The sequence below is a fragment of the Undibacterium sp. Ji22W genome (assembly GCF_049340305.1).
Lineage (GTDB): Bacteria > Pseudomonadota > Gammaproteobacteria > Burkholderiales > Burkholderiaceae_D > Undibacterium.
In genome coordinates this window covers 621,513-637,730 of record NZ_JBMPOU010000002.1, presented here as the reverse complement: position 1 = coordinate 637,730, position 16,218 = coordinate 621,513, and the positions used below count along the sequence as shown (strand labels likewise).

12 protein-coding genes are annotated in these 16,218 nt (G+C 47.5%); 11 read left to right on the top strand and 1 reads right to left on the bottom strand.

Annotated features, from left to right (window positions below):
- From ACO0KW_RS09635 to ACO0KW_RS09615, 5 genes are all read left to right on the top strand, one after another.
- Complete coding sequence (locus ACO0KW_RS09635; protein ID WP_423052859.1) at positions 1–1,200, top strand: pyridoxal phosphate-dependent aminotransferase; 1,200 nt, start codon at positions 1–3, stop codon at positions 1,198–1,200.
- 257 nt (positions 1,201–1,457) lie between these two features.
- On the top strand, positions 1,458–2,228 hold the full coding sequence (locus ACO0KW_RS09630) for a substrate-binding periplasmic protein (RefSeq protein WP_423052858.1): 771 nt from the start codon (positions 1,458–1,460) through the stop codon (positions 2,226–2,228).
- 201 nt (positions 2,229–2,429) lie between these two features.
- A complete protein-coding gene (locus ACO0KW_RS09625) occupies positions 2,430–3,140 on the top strand; it encodes a putative metalloprotease CJM1_0395 family protein (RefSeq protein ID WP_423052857.1) in 711 nt (236 codons plus the stop codon).
- A gap of 41 nt (positions 3,141–3,181) precedes the next feature.
- Complete coding sequence (locus tag ACO0KW_RS09620; RefSeq protein ID WP_423052856.1) at positions 3,182–3,385, top strand: hypothetical protein; 204 nt, start codon at positions 3,182–3,184, stop codon at positions 3,383–3,385.
- A 146-nt stretch (positions 3,386–3,531) separates the two neighbouring features.
- Positions 3,532–4,512 (top strand): alpha/beta hydrolase, encoded by a 981-nt coding sequence (locus tag ACO0KW_RS09615; protein WP_423052855.1) that lies wholly within the window; start codon positions 3,532–3,534, stop codon positions 4,510–4,512.
- Between the two features lie 91 nt (positions 4,513–4,603).
- On the opposite strand, the gene ACO0KW_RS09610 is transcribed toward ACO0KW_RS09615, so the two are convergent.
- Positions 4,604–5,161 (bottom strand): cytochrome b, encoded by a 558-nt coding sequence (locus ACO0KW_RS09610; RefSeq protein WP_423052854.1) that lies wholly within the window; start codon positions 5,159–5,161, stop codon positions 4,604–4,606.
- Positions 5,162–5,437: 276 nt separating this feature from the next.
- Here ACO0KW_RS09610 and ACO0KW_RS09605 point away from each other — a divergent pair, with 276 nt between their 5' ends.
- The 6 genes from ACO0KW_RS09605 to ACO0KW_RS09580 all read left to right on the top strand — a co-directional run bounded on the left by ACO0KW_RS09605 (position 5,438) and on the right by ACO0KW_RS09580 (position 16,088).
- Positions 5,438–6,643 (top strand): sensor histidine kinase, encoded by a 1,206-nt coding sequence (locus ACO0KW_RS09605; protein WP_423052853.1) that lies wholly within the window; start codon positions 5,438–5,440, stop codon positions 6,641–6,643.
- Positions 6,644–6,686: 43 nt separating this feature from the next.
- Positions 6,687–7,481 (top strand): LytR/AlgR family response regulator transcription factor, encoded by a 795-nt coding sequence (locus ACO0KW_RS09600; protein WP_423053461.1) that lies wholly within the window; start codon positions 6,687–6,689, stop codon positions 7,479–7,481.
- A 467-nt stretch (positions 7,482–7,948) separates the two neighbouring features.
- On the top strand, positions 7,949–9,442 hold the full coding sequence (locus ACO0KW_RS09595; protein WP_423052852.1) for a M4 family metallopeptidase: 1,494 nt from the start codon (positions 7,949–7,951) through the stop codon (positions 9,440–9,442).
- 479 nt (positions 9,443–9,921) lie between these two features.
- Positions 9,922–11,550 (top strand): DUF1800 domain-containing protein, encoded by a 1,629-nt coding sequence (locus ACO0KW_RS09590; RefSeq protein ID WP_423052851.1) that lies wholly within the window; start codon positions 9,922–9,924, stop codon positions 11,548–11,550.
- Entirely contained in the window at positions 11,547–12,914 is a 1,368-nt protein-coding gene (locus ACO0KW_RS09585; RefSeq protein ID WP_423052850.1) for a DUF1501 domain-containing protein, read from the top strand. The genes ACO0KW_RS09590 and ACO0KW_RS09585 overlap by 4 nt, the downstream gene beginning before the upstream one ends.
- Before the next feature lie 12 nt (positions 12,915–12,926).
- Positions 12,927–16,088: a DUF4214 domain-containing protein gene (locus tag ACO0KW_RS09580; RefSeq protein ID WP_423052849.1), complete on the top strand. Its 3,162-nt coding sequence runs from the start codon at positions 12,927–12,929 to the stop codon at positions 16,086–16,088.
- Positions 16,089–16,218: the final 130 nt, after the last annotated feature.

Here is a 16,218-nt window from a genome sequence, read left to right as displayed (position 1 = left end):
ATGCAGTCATTAACTCCTACCTATAGTGCCCGTAGTAAGGCGATTGAACCATTTCATGTGATGGCCTTACTCGCACGTGCCAATGAATTGCAAGCTGCCGGTCACGACGTCATTCATCTAGAAATCGGCGAACCTGATTTTGTTACCGCCGCACCGATTATCGCGGCTGGACAGGCGGCGTTGGCTGCTGGACATACACGTTACACCGCGGCTCGTGGCTTGCCACAGTTAAGGGAGGCGATCAGCGAATTTTATCGTCAACGTTACGGCGTAAACATTGCTCCACAGCGAGTTATGATTACGCCGGGTGGTTCGGGAGCCTTACTGTTGACCACCAGCCTATTGGTTGATCCCGGTAAGCAATGGCTGATGGCCGATCCCGGCTACCCCTGCAATCGCCACTTCTTGCGCTTGATAGAAGCGTCCGCGAAGTTGGTTCCAGTCGGGCCTGAAGTCCGATATCAATTGACCCCAGAACTGATTGCCGAATATTGGCAGGACAACACTGTCGGTGCTTTATTGGCGTCTCCTGCGAATCCGACTGGCACCTTACTGAGCCGTCAGGAGCTGGCGGCGGTATCGCAGGCAATTCATCAAAAAGGCGGGCACTTGGTAGTCGATGAGATTTACCATGGCTTAACGTATGGGGTGGACGCGGCCAGCGTGCTGGAAGTTGATAATGACGCCTTTGTTTTGAATAGTTTTTCGAAGTATTTTGGTATGACAGGCTGGCGTCTGGGCTGGTTAGTCGCGCCAGAGGCGGCGATTCCCGAGTTAGAAAAGCTGGCGCAAAATCTCTACATCAGTGCCTCAAGCATGGCACAACATGCGGCCTTGGCATGCTTCGAACCAGCGACCATCGCCATCTTTGAAGAACGTCGCCACGCCTTTGCTGAACGACGAAATTTCTTATTGCCGGCACTACGTGACCTGGGATTTACGATCGCGGTTGAACCGCAAGGGGCATTCTATTTATATGCCGACATGAGTGCGTTTGGCGGTGATGCATATGCGTTTTGCCAACATTTTTTGGAGACCGAATATGTCGCTTTTACGCCCGGTCTGGATTTCGGTCATTTCCAGGCGCAGCAGCATGTGCGTTTCGCATACACGCAGAATTTGTCACGGCTGCAGTTAGCAGTCGATAGAATTGCACGTGGCTTAAAAAGCTGGCGTGCAATACAAGACAAAACAGGATAAAACAAAACAAAACTCAAATGACATGATGCACTGGTGAAAAATAGCATAAAGACTTTGTGTATTGGTATTCAATGAAGTGTTTTGCACGCATTGCCTGCGAATAAGGCTCACCTTCAATATTTTTTTGTATGTTCGCCAGCAACAATAAGTATGCCGTCCAGTGATTTTTGCTAATATTGGTTCGCTCAATTTTGCGCTCAAATTTGCGCTAAATTGCGCTTGGTTTATCGCGCGCTTTGCTTACTGGACAAAACCTTATGCCGATTCGTCATTATTTATTGGTGGTATTGCTGGCCTTGCTTCCCTTAGAAAATTTGTACGCGCAAGGAAAACTGTTACTGGCAGATGCAAGACCAAGGCCACCAGAAATTCTGGCCGATGAGAGGACTGGCGTTGTCTCAGGTCCGATCGTCGTGATTTTAAATGAGGCTGCTGCGAATTTGGGTTATCAGCTGCGTTGGCGCATTGCACCCTTCCCACGTACTTTAGAAGATCTCAGAACGGGCATCACTGATCTGGTACCTGGCATCTTCAAAAATGAAGAGCGGGCGACGTTTATGGATTTTTTAGGGCCGATAGGCGTTGAGAGCAACCCGGTGCTTTTCTTGACAAGAGCCGGCGAAGAACAGCGCATCAAAGCCTACGAGGACTTGAGAAAACTGAAAATTGGTGTGAAGCGAAGTACCTTATATTTCCCCCAGTTTGATATCGATAAATCTATGCAGCGCGTAGGCTCGCACGACGATAGCAATATGGTAAAGATGCTGCTTGCTGGCCGTTTCGATGTCATGATCGTGAATGATAAGGAATCGGTTCTAGCAGCGTTAACGCCTGCAGAAAAAGCGCATGTTGGATGGAGCGAATATCAGGCAACACGGTCACTTTCTCGTTATTACGGGATGTCGAAATTTTCCAAACACAAGCACCTAGCGCCAGCCTTGTCGAAGAGCCTGAGGGATATGATCAAACGGGGTCGCGTGGCCGAAATTTATCGCGATTTTGGCTTGTCGTTTAAAACGTATCAATAGGCAAACAATGGCACTTGAACCAGCCTGAACTGCCCATCCGTCAGCCACAAATTGATTGGTGACGAAATCAAAAAAGAGATACTTCGCGATCGTCCCTTTTGCGTATTGATTGATGTCCCTTTAACAAATCATGCTCACCTGCAAACTTTGCTAATTAAGTCCGGAATGACTATCCTGTAAGAAGATGACAGGAGCCTCAACATGGGCATGAGTGGCGTTTCAACATCGGCAATCTCGGCAATCGCCGCGATCACAACGATTGATGCAAGCAACCGCAGGCAGTTGTTGGCCGCTGCACAAGCTAAAAACGCGGTAGTACAAAATGCTGCCCCGTCTAGCAATCAAAGTTCCTCCCAAGATACGAATGAAACGAATGCGACGGTGGCCGACACAAATGCCGTCGAATCTTCTTCTAGCGCCAAGAAATCCGCGCAGTTCAGCGCCGCTGACACTGCGCAACTAGCGAAGTTACAAGCACGTGATCGGCAGGTTCGCTTGCATGAAATGGCGCATCTCGCGGCCAGTGGTGGCCTTGCGACATCTGGGGCAAGTTTTACTTATCAAAAAGGACCGGACGGCGTGGATTACGCTGTTGGCGGCGAAGTTGGTATCGACACTTCTCCGGGGCGCACCCCAGAAGATACGATTGCGCGCGCCCGCCAAATCCAAGCCGCGGCATTGGCACCAGCAGACCCGTCTGGGCAAGACAGGTCGGTTGCCGCCATGGCGCAACAAATGGAAATCGAAGCAAATACACAGCTGATGTTACAAAAAACGAGTGAGGGCTTGGGGCAATCAAATGGGGTGGTAGATACCTCCAATGCGCATCACAGCGTACAGAAAAAAATCAATCAGGTTCAGCAAACCTACAGCACGAGCACTATCAATTCTATTATCAGCGTGTATGCCTAAAATATAGGTTTGTGCCTATCGCGGCACAAAGCGGATACAAATTGCCCCACATCGATGACTTAGATATCGCTGACAATTTAGCTGGTAATTTAGCTGGCAATTTAGCTGGCAATTTAGCTGGTAATTTAGCTGACCATTTAGCTGACAACTCAGGCAGGTCCATTGACTATGCGCTGGGATCAGGTGTTGCCTTGTTCCTTCTTGTCTTTGTCCATTTCGGTCTTTTCCCGTTATTGCCTATTTAGCTAACAGCGTTTATCCATTAAAATCTCACGGTAAGAGAGCGAGTACGCTCTTTTTTACCGCTCGAATTGTCTGTATCAGTGGTCAGCTTATGCGTTCATTTTGGCTCACTGTCACTTACTTTCTACTCACTTGTTTGGAGAAGTTCATGCGTCTATTTCCTTTAGTGCAGCGTTGTATTTGTTTATGGCTATTCTTGACTTTCACTCCGGCACGGGCAGAATTTATTCAAAGCACGATCACGGTGGGTGAAGGGATCAACACCTTGTATGGCAGTTTATTGATCCCCGGGCACAAAATTAAACCACCAGTCGTATTGATTATTGCTGGTTCTGGACCAACAGACCGTGATGGCAATAGTCCCGCATTACCGGGAAAAAATAATAGTTTGCGGATGTTGGCTGAAGAGTTGGCGATCGCTGGCTTTGCTTCTGTGCGCTATGACAAGCGCGGTATCGGCGAGAGTTTTGCGGCGGGCGGAGCGGAAGAGAATCTCCGTTTTCAAACTTACGTCGAAGATGTGCAACATTGGATCAAATTACTCAATAACGATCCGCGTTTTGGCGGACTCGCAGTGATTGGGCATAGCGAAGGATCTACGTTGGGTATATTGGCGGTGCGAGACAATAAAGTGCAAGCCTTTATCTCGATTGCAGGACCTGCACAATCCGCAGCGAAGATTTTACGGACACAGTTGGCAAATAAGCTCCCGCCTGAATTGGCAAAAATCAATGAAAGCATTTTAAGTAGCATGGAAAAATCGGAATTCGTGAAAGATGTTCCCGCACCGCTATTAGCACTCTATCGTCCTAGTGTGCAGAATTACCTGATGTCTTGGTTTCCGATTGTACCTGCCGAAGCGATTCAGAAATTAACAATCCCGGTCGCAATATTTCAAGGCGATACCGATATACAAGTGAGTGTCGGCCAAGCCGTATCATTGGCGCAATCCCAACCTAAAGCGGAGCTCAATATCATCAAAGGCATGAATCATATTATGAAGACAGTACCTGCGGAGAATGCTCAGCAAGTTGCTTCGTATAGCGATCCAAATCTGGTGTTGGACGCAGAGTTCGTGAAGAAATTAGTGACGTTTTTGAAGAAAAATTTTCTGATGAAAGTCTCTTGAGTCCTCAGAAAAAGGCTGGAAACAAAGTTCAAAAAAATAGCGCACCCTTGTTGGTGCGCTATTTTTTTGTTACAGATAAATCCGCGTTAGCTTAATGCGGCAGCATACGTTTTAGCGTATTGTCTTTGACGATGTAGTGGTGATACAAAGCAGCTAAGGCATGCAGGCCTATCAAAAAGTAGCCAGCTTTGCCAAAAGTAGTGTGTAAGTCTTCAATGCTTTCGGCCAGATCTTTGTTGGGCGCGATCAGAGGCGGTAGCTCTAAACCGAAAAATGGGATGACTTGGGCTTCGCCGCTAAGTATCATCCAGCCAGCTAGCGGCATTCCGAGCATTAATCCGTACAGCGCGATGTGCATGATTTTTGCAATCAGTTCCTGCCACGCGGGTGGTGTTGGAATAATCGCTGGAGTTTGCTGACGCAAGCGAACAACCAGACGCAGCAAGGCAAATGCTAGTACCGATAAACCTAACATGAAGTGCCATAGTTTCATGGCTTTACGCGGATCACTGCCTTTAGGAAAAATTTCACGTAATTCTATGGTCGCATACACCGCAATTAATAGCAGTAGCATAAGCCAATGTAAGCCGATACTAAGCTTATGATAACGGTCATGGCTGACGGTAGGGAGAGCTTTCGGGATGGACATGAGATTTCCTTGGTGGTAATCGACCTTTGTATCATAGGCGATGTCCGCTTCTTCTTGTAAAAAATAAGCGCTAGAAGTGTCGTATTCAGCACAATTATAAAAGCAATGCGGTCGTATTTGAGCCAGATCAATTCGTCATTGGTCGTAATCGTCTGGAGTTGGCGCAGTTGTCCGGTTACATTGGCATCGTTGGCTAGGTACCCGGCTGTACGTAGTCACATGCTGTGGTGCGCGGTTGTGCTCAGCACAATCTATTGAATAATGAGGAAAATGACGATGTGGAAGAAAATAGCTACGTGGTATCAGGATTGGAATAATGAGATGTTGGATGTCTTGTTGCATCCTGACCAAGCACAGCAAATTCCTGTTCGATGGCGTCGTCATGTGGCTCTCCGCTTGACTAAACTGACATCCATTGAGCGCTCACAACTGCATCAATTTTCGGTTAAATATCAAGGAGCCACGTTGTGGATGGCGGTTTTGAAGTTAAGTGTCTTGTTTTCTATCATTGGTTTTCTCTTACACTTTTTTAGACCCAAATTGGACTGGTGGATTTTGGTCGCTATTGCCAACTTGATTGGTTGGGCCGTCGCGGTTTCTTTGATCGGCATTTGGTTCAACTATAGACGCTTGGCGTTTCGACCTTTACGCTTTTTATCGAATGCTTTTTTGGGGGTATCTTCTGGCTTGCTAGGCGGTACTGTGTTGGGCGCCATGCTACGTGGCAAAGATATCTGGACCAGCATTGTGCAAGACGTACCGAGAGTCTTGATGGTTGCAGGCATTATGGGCTGTGTCTATGCTCTGTTGGTGGGCATCGTAGCGGTCTGGCGCAACAAAAATTACGAAGCCATCACGGCGCAATTAGAACTTGAAGCTGAGCGCGAAAAAAATGCGCGCCAAGCGAGTGAATCGCAATTGCGATTATTGCGCGCTCAAATCGAACCGCATTTTTTGTTCAACACCTTGGGCGCTGTTCAACAACTGGCGGAGCAAACCGCGCCGCGAGCCGCAGAACTTACCGCTAACCTGATCGTTTTTTTACGTGCCAGCATGAGCGATATGCGTAGTGAGAAAATCACTCTGGCAGAGGAATTTCGTTTGATACACGCCTATTTACAAGTCATGAAAGCCAGAATGGGGGCCAGGTTGGATTTTCATCTTGAATTGCCCGACGATTTGAAGACCATCAGCATCCCTAGCATGATGCTGTTGACCTTAGCAGAGAACGCGATTAAACACGGCATAGAACCCTCTTTACGCGGTGGTCGGATCGACATTCGTGCGAAAAAAACGGGAACCGACTTGATAATTACTGTTCAAGACAGTGGAGTAGGCTTAAGTTATATGCCAAATAATGGCATCGGTTTGCAAAATGCGCGCGATCGCTTACGTTTGCAATATGGTGTGCCGGCAGCGCTCTCGATAGTCGAAGCAGAACAAGGTGGCGTGATTGCTGAGGTGAGTATTCCGCTGTCATAGATTTATTATTATCAAGTCGGACGAATAGGAAAGAAAATAAGTGATGAAAACACGCGTGTTGATTGCCGAAGACGAACCCTTAATGCGTGAGAGATTAATCACGCAATTGGCGAAGGTGTGGCCCCAAGCTGAGATCGTCATGGTGGCAGAAAATGGAAATGATGCCTGGGATGGATTTTTAGAACATGAACCAGCGGTCGTTTTTTTGGACATTCGCATGCCAGGTTTATCGGGCATTGAAGTCGCACAAAAAATTGGGCGATCAGCGCACGTTATTTTTATTACAGCGTATGACCAATATGCGATTGATGCCTTTGATGCTGGCGCGATTGATTATTTGCTGAAACCCGTTCAAGAAGAGCGCTTGTATAAGGCGGTACAACGTGCACAAGAAAAGCTGCAGGCATTGTTCAGTGATGTTGGTGTGCATAAGCTTGCCACCGCGGATAGTAGAACGATGGATTTAAGTGCTATTTTAAGCAGCATACGGGCGAACATGGCAGACGCAAAACCACCCAAAATGAAATGGATTAAAGCCAGTGTGGGAAAACAAATCAAATTGATCGACGTTGATGACGTCTTGTTTTTTCAATCAGATACCAAATACACCCGGGTGGTCCTGGCGGAGTATGAGGCTTTGCTCAGGACGCCATTAAAAGACTTGTTAGACGGCCTTGATGGCGATCAATTCTGGCAAATTCATCGTTCCACTGTGGTCAATGCTAAGGCCATTGCCGCGGCAGAGAGGGTCGATACGGAAAGAATGCAGGTATTTCTGAAGGGGCACCCAGAGAAATTGCTGGTCAGTCGTAATTTCACCTACTTATTTCGCGAATGAGGTAAGTGGTATGGTGATTGATCATCTTTTGGAAAAGTAATTCCAACGTGCCAAATAGGCAATTTAATTAATTTTTAAATATCGAAAATTATCTAAATAATATGCATTAATTGGTCGAACGTTTGTTTTTTACAACTGCATAAAATATTTTTTAAAGTGTATTAAATTTAGTATTTCCCTATGAAACCCCACAATTCTCGAGTGTATTTAGAATCGTCTGACTAAAAATTTTGTGTCGTACAAGTTGATACTTGTTGATACACTTTTTATACAAACTCAGAACCCAAGAAAAATACCGATGAATTGGGTCAAGTCGAACGTTCAGGGAGATACCGGTAGCCAAAAGCTAACGGCGCTGAAATCAAGGATAGGTATTTGAGATCGGTGTGAAACCAGCAAACATGTTTTGCGAATTTCGATAACTTCTGTCTGTTCATAATTATTTACAATTTTGGGGATACATAATTATGGCAAAGCAGCACAACATCGTAGTACGTCCAGCTTTAATCGCAGTGTTGATCGCCGGTGCTTTTAGTGCACACGCGGCTGATCGTGAAGTTTTAACTGGTTCAAGTAAAGTCAATAGCTCAGTCCTGGGCGGTAATCTTTCTCTCGCTATTGGTGGAAATCACGCCGCCGAGCTTAAACCTGAGCGTGCTATGACCTATGCAAGCGGTTTAAAGGTCGTGCGCCATCAACAAATGTTCCAAGGTGTTCCTGTCTGGAACGAAGCAGTGGTTGAACATGTCGCCAAAAATGGCGGCTCAACAATGACTGGTGCGGTGTTGCGTAACATCGAACGTGACTTGCCTAGTATTCGTCCAATTTTCTCCAAGAACGATGCGCTGATCCAAGCAAAAACACATGCGCAAATATTTGAAACTGAAAACGAACAAGCCAAAATGTTTGTGAAACGCGGCGAAAACGGCGTGGCGCATTTGGTCTATGTTGTTTCATTCAATGCGACTAACACCGACGAACCACGTCGTCCTTTCTACATGTTAGATGCCAACACGGGTGCTGTGATCAGTCACTGGGAAGGTATTAACCATGCATTGGTCGGCACAGGTCCTGGCGGCAACACAAAAACTGGCCAATACGAATATGGCGTGAAATACGGTAAATTGGATGTGACTCAATCAGGTTCTACTTGCTCGTTAAACAGCACTAACGTAGCAACCTACAACATGAATTCCTTGACCAAAGTTCCGTCTGCACCTCACAGCTTTACGTGCCCACGTAACACTGTGAAAACGATTAACGGTGGTTACGCACCAATGAATGACGCACACTACTTCGGTGGCGTGGTATTCAATATGTACCAAGCTTGGGTTGGCGTTCGTCCAATCAGCCAAAAACTGTTGATGCGCGTACATTACAAACGTGCTTATGAAAATGCATTCTGGGATGGTACAGCGATGTACTTCGGTGATGGTGCAACGACTTTCTACCCACTGGTTTCTTTAGACGTTACTTCGCATGAAGTGAGCCATGGCTTTACTGAGCAAAATTCTGGCTTGGTTTACTCCGGTATGTCAGGCGGTATGAATGAAGCGTTCTCTGATATGGCAGGCGAAGCGGCAGAGTTCTATATGAAAGGCTCGAATGATTTCTTGGTCGGTCAAGAGATCTTTAAAGCATCTGGCGCATTACGTTATATGGCTAACCCACCGCAAGATGGCCGCTCTATTGACAATGCATCTAAGTACACAAGTACATTAGACGTGCATTACTCCAGTGGCGTGTACAACAAGGCGTTCTACTTGTTGGCAACAAAAACTGGTTGGAATGTACAAAAAGCCTTCCAAGTGATGGCAGACGCTAATCGCTTGTACTGGACAGCTAATAGCACGTTCAACCAAGGTGCTTGCGGTGTAGAAACAGCTGCGGTGAATCGCGGCTACGTGAAAGCAGACGTGACTGCAGCGTTCGCTTCAGTTGGTGTTACTTGCGCACCTTAATATTGACAGCTGTGTGATTTAAGACTGTGTGACTTAAAACGCCTGGTGGCGACACCAGGCGTTTTTTTTTTCGTCAGTTATTTCCAGAGTGTCGATGTCACAAGTGCTTGTTGGCGGAGTAAGTATTTTTGCCAAGTTTGGATTGTTATCATGTGATTTGAAGTAAGAACACGCGGATTTCTTATCATTTAAGTTAACGAATCTGGCTGCTATTTTTACCTGACGTACATTGCGATGCTGAAAATAATAAACATCACGGCAGGCCAAGCGCTGGGATCGGTATGCAAGTCAATTTATCGTGCAATGCCGGCACAATCGTTGTACTATCTTTCGATCAAAATTTTGTCATTTGGATTCAGCGCAACGCTGATTTGATTAAGTTCTTACTTACTAATCGAGCAAATACAATGATAAGCCGATCTCTTAATTTATCCCGCCTAGTTTCCTTTTCCTGCCTGCTGTGTTTTTGTGCCGGACTGATGAGCTGTGGCCAAAGCAACAAATTGGAAGAAGTCACATCCAAAAATTCATCGGGACAAGTGAGTAACAAGCCAAGCACGACCGTTACCTACTACGCCGCAGCCCGATTTGCTGATCAAGTCAGTTTTGGCGCGACGCCGGCATTGATAGAAGATATTTCCAAATTGGGTTTTGAAGCATGGATCGATGCACAGATGGCACTGCCACTGACAACCAGCGCCATCCCGCGCAGTTATTTTGATTACAAAGAAACCGATAATGCGGCAGTCAGCGCGCTCGATAGCTATGCGCATGAAGTGTATTGGCAGCGTGTACTCGGTGCACCTGATCAGTTACGCCAAAGAGTAGCGTGGTCTATCTTTGAATTTATTCCGACTTCACAGGGGCAATCGAATGGTCGGTATGAGTATTACAACTTGTTAATCAACCGTGCTTTCGATAACTACGGCACGCTATTACATGATGTCAGCATCCATCCGATGATGGGTTTTTTTCTGAATAATGAATTGAATCGGCCGAGTTCACCGATGTGTTTGGGCTGTGCACCGAATGAAAATTACGCACGTGAATTGATGCAATTATTTTCTTTGGGTGTCGTACAACTGAATACTGATGGTAGTACCAAACGCGATGCACAAGGCAAGCCGCTCGAAACCTATACACAGAAAGACGTGGAAGAGTTAGCGCGTGCTTTAACAGGCTGGCGTCAGCCACCCAATAATACGGGCTTACCGGATTACGCCTGGCCGCATTTTGGTACGCCTATGTTACCGGAGTCCCAAGCTTTCTTTCATGACAGTGCTGCTAAAACCGTCTTAGGTACGCCATTAGCTGCTGGCATGAATGCTGCGCAAGAATTGAATGCTGTCATCGCGATATTAATGAAACATCCCAATATCGCTCCCTTCATCAGTCTACGTCTCATCCAACATCTGGTGACTAGTAATCCCAGTCCGCAATATTTGACGCGTATTTCCAACGTATTTCGCAATAATGGTAATGGTGTTGCCGGTGATTTAAAAGCGGTGGTACGTGCCATACTTTTGGACCCAGAAGCACGTGCTGGGGATCAAATTGGCTCTAGTCCAAATTCCTTTGGAAAATTGCGTGAACCCGTACAATGGTGGTCCGCAATGTTGCGTGGCATGAATTGTAAAAAGCCTCTTCACTACCCAGCAAATGATGATGGAGTCAGATGGGTAATCGAGCCGCAAAATCAAAACGCCACTTACCCTCCGAATGTTTTTTCTTTCTACCAAGCGGGTGACCGGGCACCCGGTAGCAATCTGTTGGCACCCGAACAAAAACTCTTGAACACGATCGAATTCACCAGCCGTATCGGTGCTTTAAACTGGACCTTGTTAGATAAAAATAATTCTGCGGCGGCCGATAATTACACCAACTCTGGATGTGAAGTTGCGGAGCTCGGCAAAGCATTTGCGCAGTCACCCAAAGCGATTATCGATCTGATTAGCCAACGCTGGTTCCGCGGTGCGATGCCACCAACGCTACGTTCGAATTTGCAGGCGTTAATACTCGGCGACAGAAATTGGAGTTCTCCTGAAGAGGGGGCTTTGGTCATATTGCAAGTCGCCTTAAGCAGCCCTTACTTTGGAGTGATCAAATGAATCGCAGAAATTTTCTAAAGGCAGGCGGCATTCCACTAGGCATTCCACTACTTGCGGGTCTTGGTGGGGTAAGTATGTTGTCTGGCCTCAGCGATAGTTTGGCCGCAAGCACGGGTGATTACAAAGCGCTGATATGTCTTTTTCTTAATGGTGGGAATGATGGGCACAACACACTCATCCCGACTGATGCCGCATACACAGACTATAGCAACGCGCGTCCTATCCTCGCTTTACCAAAAGATTCTTTAATTCGTCTCGATGGCAATAGTGCTGGTCATAGTTACGGTCTGCATCCGGGTTTGTCACCGCTTGCCGCGCTCTATAATAAAAAACGCTTGGCCTGGATTGCGAATGCCGGTTTGCTCATCGTGCCGTCAACTGGTGAACAGGTAATTAATCATTCAGTACCAATTCCCCCATTCCTACAATCCCATAGTGACGCTACTGCCTTGCAACAAGGTTGGGATGGCGATTCCGACCTGAGTGGCTGGGCAGGACGCACGTTGGAACAATTACCGTCCGGTCTTTCGAATCGCTTAAACGCGGTCACCATGAGCAACAACCGTACCTTTGTTTTGGGACGCAAATCATCGGTGTCCTTTATGTCGCCGTTCGGAGCGCGTTACTGGGGACGCGCCGATCTGGCGCAACCACAAAGCTACTGGTCGCAATCATTGAATAACATGGCACGCTCCCAATTCGCCAATCAATATGAAGCTGAATATGCGCGTACCTTCAATGAAAGCGTGTCTGAATCCACCATACTGACGCAAGTATTTTTAGCCGCAAAACCACCTACTGCAAATTTCGGAACTGATGATTTAGCCAGCAAATTAAGTGCCTTAGCTTCGGTCATGCCCGTGTTCAAATCGATGGGTTATCGACGCCAAATCTTCTTAGTCGAGTGGGGCGGGTTTGATACACATTACGGTCAACGGGGTAACGATAGTCGCACGCAAGATGCGCAACTCGATATTGTTGGTCGCGCTGTAGCTGCTTTTGATCAAGCCAATATCGCGGCTGGGATGGATTTGAATGTCACCACGCTTATGCTTAGCGAGTTCGGGCGCACCCTGCGCCCGGCATCTGGTGCGGGATCGGATCACGCTTGGGGCAATAATTGGTTTGTGCTTGGTGGCGCTGTCGCCGGTGGTCAGGTTATAGGGCAATTGCCATCCTATATTTTAGGCGGTGTCGATGATGCCGATCCCGGTCGCGGCGGTCGCATGGTGCCGTCTACGAGCACGGACCAAGTTGGCGCGACGGTCATGCAATGGTTGGGATTGCCGACGAATCAGCTCAATACTGTTTTCCCGAATTTGGTGAACTTCCCTAAGAAGAATTTGAATTTTATGCATAGCTAATTGGAATTCAACATGGCCGATCTCAATTTAACCGACAGTGATGATACCTACGTACAACCAATAGCAAAAAAGGACAGCTACGACAATATTTTCGGCAAAAAAGGCAACGATATCATCCGTGCCTATGGCGGTAACCTGATCGGTGGTCCTGGCAACGATACCTTAGAACTCATCAACGTACCGAATGAGCCTTGGCGCAATGTCATTGCCGCTTACTGGGATGGGGCGCCAGGGAAAATTATTGTTGATCTGGAAGCTGGCTGGGCGCAAGACGGTTGGGGCGGTAGAGATACCCTGATCGGCGTACAAAATGTCGCTGGCAGTTGGAATGACAATGAGTTTTATGGCTCTTCAAAAGACAATCTATTTTTCGTCGGCGGCGGCAACACTATCGTTGATGGCAGAGGCGGCTATGACGCTATTTTTATGCCCGGATTTACAACGGCTCCGCCGGTCTGGAGCGACTTTAATATCAAAGTGAGTATCGACGGCTTAAGTGCCGTCATCACCAGCCCGAGCCGCACCAATTTTTCCTTGACCATCAGTAATGTTGAAGTCCTGCAGATCTGGAATGGCAGCAGTACTGAGCAACGTTTGTTAAGTAGTTTTATTACTCCTCAGGATTTAGCGATTGATGGCTTGGTACAAGGCTTAAATAACCGTTGGAACGCGGGCAGTGCAGTCGGCACTTCTGTCGAAGTGACATACAGTTTCGTGTTGCAGGCCCCAGCGAATGGCGTAGGCGCGAATCAATTTCACGCCTTCACTGCGGCTGAACAAAGTGCTGTTCGCGATATGTTGTTGAGTATCAGTCAAGCGACTGGGCTCAGCTTTCGCGAGGTGAGTGAAGCCAACGGTGCATCCGGCAGCATACGTTTTGGCGCCAGCCAGCAAGCCGCTACCAAAGGCGTTACCAATTTTCCTGCGCAGAATAGTGAAGTCGCAGGTGATGTGTGGATGGATCTCGATTCCCTCATTAATCTGGCGCCAGGATCGGAAGGTTACGCCGCCTTATTGCACGAAATCGGCCACGCTTTAGGGCTACGCCATACGCGCAACGTTGATCCCAATGATCACTACGCACAGCAATTCATTGCGGAGTATGACCTCACCAGTTTAAGTGTGATGTCGCAAAACGTCTCATCCGATGGTTTATTCCCTTCGACATTCGGTGCTCTGGATATCGCCGCGTTGCGCTATTTATATGGCAGTAAATCAGTCCATGCCAGTAACGATACCTATCAATTTAATGGCGTACAATTTCTGTCCGAAACCACATTAATAGACGATGGTGGTACCGATACGCTGGATGCTTCTCTTTCTAAAATTGGGGTTTCTTTAGATCTGACGCCTGGCCACTTGAGCAGCGTCGGCGTCACCGCAAACGGGATCCTTGCGACGAACAATTTAGCGCTCGCTTTGGGTAGTAATATTGAGAATGCGATCGGTACCGCATTTGATGATGTCTTGCTTGGGAATGATCTTGCTAATCAACTGACTGGGGGCAACGGCAATGATTGGATCGACGGTGGCAAGGGAGTCGACGCCGCGATTTTTGTTGGCGCACGCAGCGACTTTCTGATTAGTACCGCGTTCGGTAATACCTTCATCACGGCGCGCGATGGTACCAGTGGTTTTGATACCCTTGTGAATATCGAATCCCTGCGGTTTGACGATCAAACATTGACGTTTGGTAGCGCCGCTTTTGGTTCGGATATCGAGATTACGATGGATCAAGGTCTGAGCGCCAGCGGGCAATTACCCGACCCCAGCGATCTTAGTCGCGATCTGGTGCGCTATCAAATAAAATCCTTGCCCGCACATGGCGAGCTAACGCTGAGTAATACGGGGAGTTATGTATATACCCCGAATCCTACTTTTAGCGCTGCGGATAGCTTCGCCTATACCCTAACAGACAGCAAGAACAATACGAATGTCTACATGGCTTTTATCAATGTCCATGCAGTTGCCCCGACTCTGCCTTATAGCCTAGTTCCTGATACTACGAAGGTCGATGAAGGGGGAATTATTCACTATTATTTGTACACAAATGGTATTACGGCAGGTAGCGTCGTTAATTACAGCTTAAGTGGCATTAGCGCAGCGGATATCGCGGGTGGCGCACTGAACGGTAGCATCACCATCGATGCCAGCGGCATCACGATATTCCCTGTCAACTCGGTAGCAGACAATCTCACCGAAGGCACAGAGACGCTCATTACTAGCATTAGTTTAACGCCGGGCGGAGCCGCCGTTTCCAATGCAGTTGGTGTGACCATTAATGACAGTTCACGCGCCTTGCCACAACTGATTGAAGGCACTGCGAATAGTGAGCAATTAACAGGGGGCGCGGGCGACGACACCATTAATGCGAACGCTGGCAATGACAGCATCACCGGTGCTGCAGGGAATGATGTGATCGACGGCGGTACAGGAGATGACATCGCTAACTTCAGCGGCAATCTCAATACCTACCACCTTACCCATAGCGGGGCCAGCTACACCGTGCAAGCCAAGACGGGTAGTGACGGTACCGATACGATAAAAAATGTTGAGACGCTCAAGTTTAATGATTTCAAAGTGAATTTGTCGATACAGAGTTTAGCTGCCAGCGCACCGCAAGCTAATGTGCAACGCCTGATGGAATTGTATGTTGCTTTTTTTAATCGGGTTCCTGATGCAGAAGGTTTAGCCTATTGGATAGGCCAAATGAATGCGGGCCAAAAGACAAACCAGATTGCCGAAACTTTTTATAACGCAGGCATACAATATTCTGACCTGACGGGTTTTTCAGCGAGTATGAGCAATACTGATTTTATTAACGTCGTCTACAAAAATGTCTTGGGACGCGCGACTGGCGCGGATCAAGATGGACTCACTTATTGGAATGGCAAACTGTCTAGCGGGGCAGCGACCCATGGTTCATTGGTATCCGATATCCTAACCTCAGCACATAATTTTAAAGGTGACGCCACCTGGGGCTGGGTTGCCAATTTGCTCGACAACAAAATCCTTGTCGCTAAAACCTTTGCGATTGATTGGGGACTGTCGTTTAATACGGCGAATGAATCCATCGTCAAAGGCATGGCCATTGCAGCTGCCGTCACGTCAACGAGTACAGTCGATGCCTTAACGCTGGTGGGAATTTCTGCGGCTGATATGAGTTTGCTGTGATGCGCGCGATTGACGACATTCAGGGAAATGACCCAATGTAAGTGCTACCGCAGATTGGCAAGGTAAGAGGGTAAGACGGTAGGATAGCGACGCTTGGTCATTCCGCCATCGTCCCAAAAATCGGTCTGAT

What these genes read in the sequence shown, in the direction of transcription:
- ACO0KW_RS09635 (WP_423052859.1), top strand. Translation starts at nt 1, where the DNA reads ATGCAGTCATTAACTCCTACCTATAGTGCCCGTAGTAAGGCGATTGAA.
- ACO0KW_RS09630 (WP_423052858.1), top strand. Translation starts at nt 1,458, where the DNA reads ATGCCGATTCGTCATTATTTATTGGTGGTATTGCTGGCCTTGCTTCCC.
- ACO0KW_RS09625 (WP_423052857.1), top strand. Translation starts at nt 2,430, where the DNA reads ATGGGCATGAGTGGCGTTTCAACATCGGCAATCTCGGCAATCGCCGCG.
- ACO0KW_RS09615 (WP_423052855.1), top strand. Translation starts at nt 3,532, where the DNA reads ATGCGTCTATTTCCTTTAGTGCAGCGTTGTATTTGTTTATGGCTATTC.
- ACO0KW_RS09610 (WP_423052854.1), bottom strand. Translation starts at nt 5,161, where the DNA reads ATGTCCATCCCGAAAGCTCTCCCTACCGTCAGCCATGACCGTTATCAT.
- ACO0KW_RS09605 (WP_423052853.1), top strand. Translation starts at nt 5,438, where the DNA reads ATGTGGAAGAAAATAGCTACGTGGTATCAGGATTGGAATAATGAGATG.
- ACO0KW_RS09600 (WP_423053461.1), top strand. Translation starts at nt 6,687, where the DNA reads ATGAAAACACGCGTGTTGATTGCCGAAGACGAACCCTTAATGCGTGAG.
- ACO0KW_RS09595 (WP_423052852.1), top strand. Translation starts at nt 7,949, where the DNA reads ATGGCAAAGCAGCACAACATCGTAGTACGTCCAGCTTTAATCGCAGTG.
- ACO0KW_RS09590 (WP_423052851.1), top strand. Translation starts at nt 9,922, where the DNA reads ATGAGCTGTGGCCAAAGCAACAAATTGGAAGAAGTCACATCCAAAAAT.
- ACO0KW_RS09585 (WP_423052850.1), top strand. Translation starts at nt 11,547, where the DNA reads ATGAATCGCAGAAATTTTCTAAAGGCAGGCGGCATTCCACTAGGCATT.
- ACO0KW_RS09580 (WP_423052849.1), top strand. Translation starts at nt 12,927, where the DNA reads ATGGCCGATCTCAATTTAACCGACAGTGATGATACCTACGTACAACCA.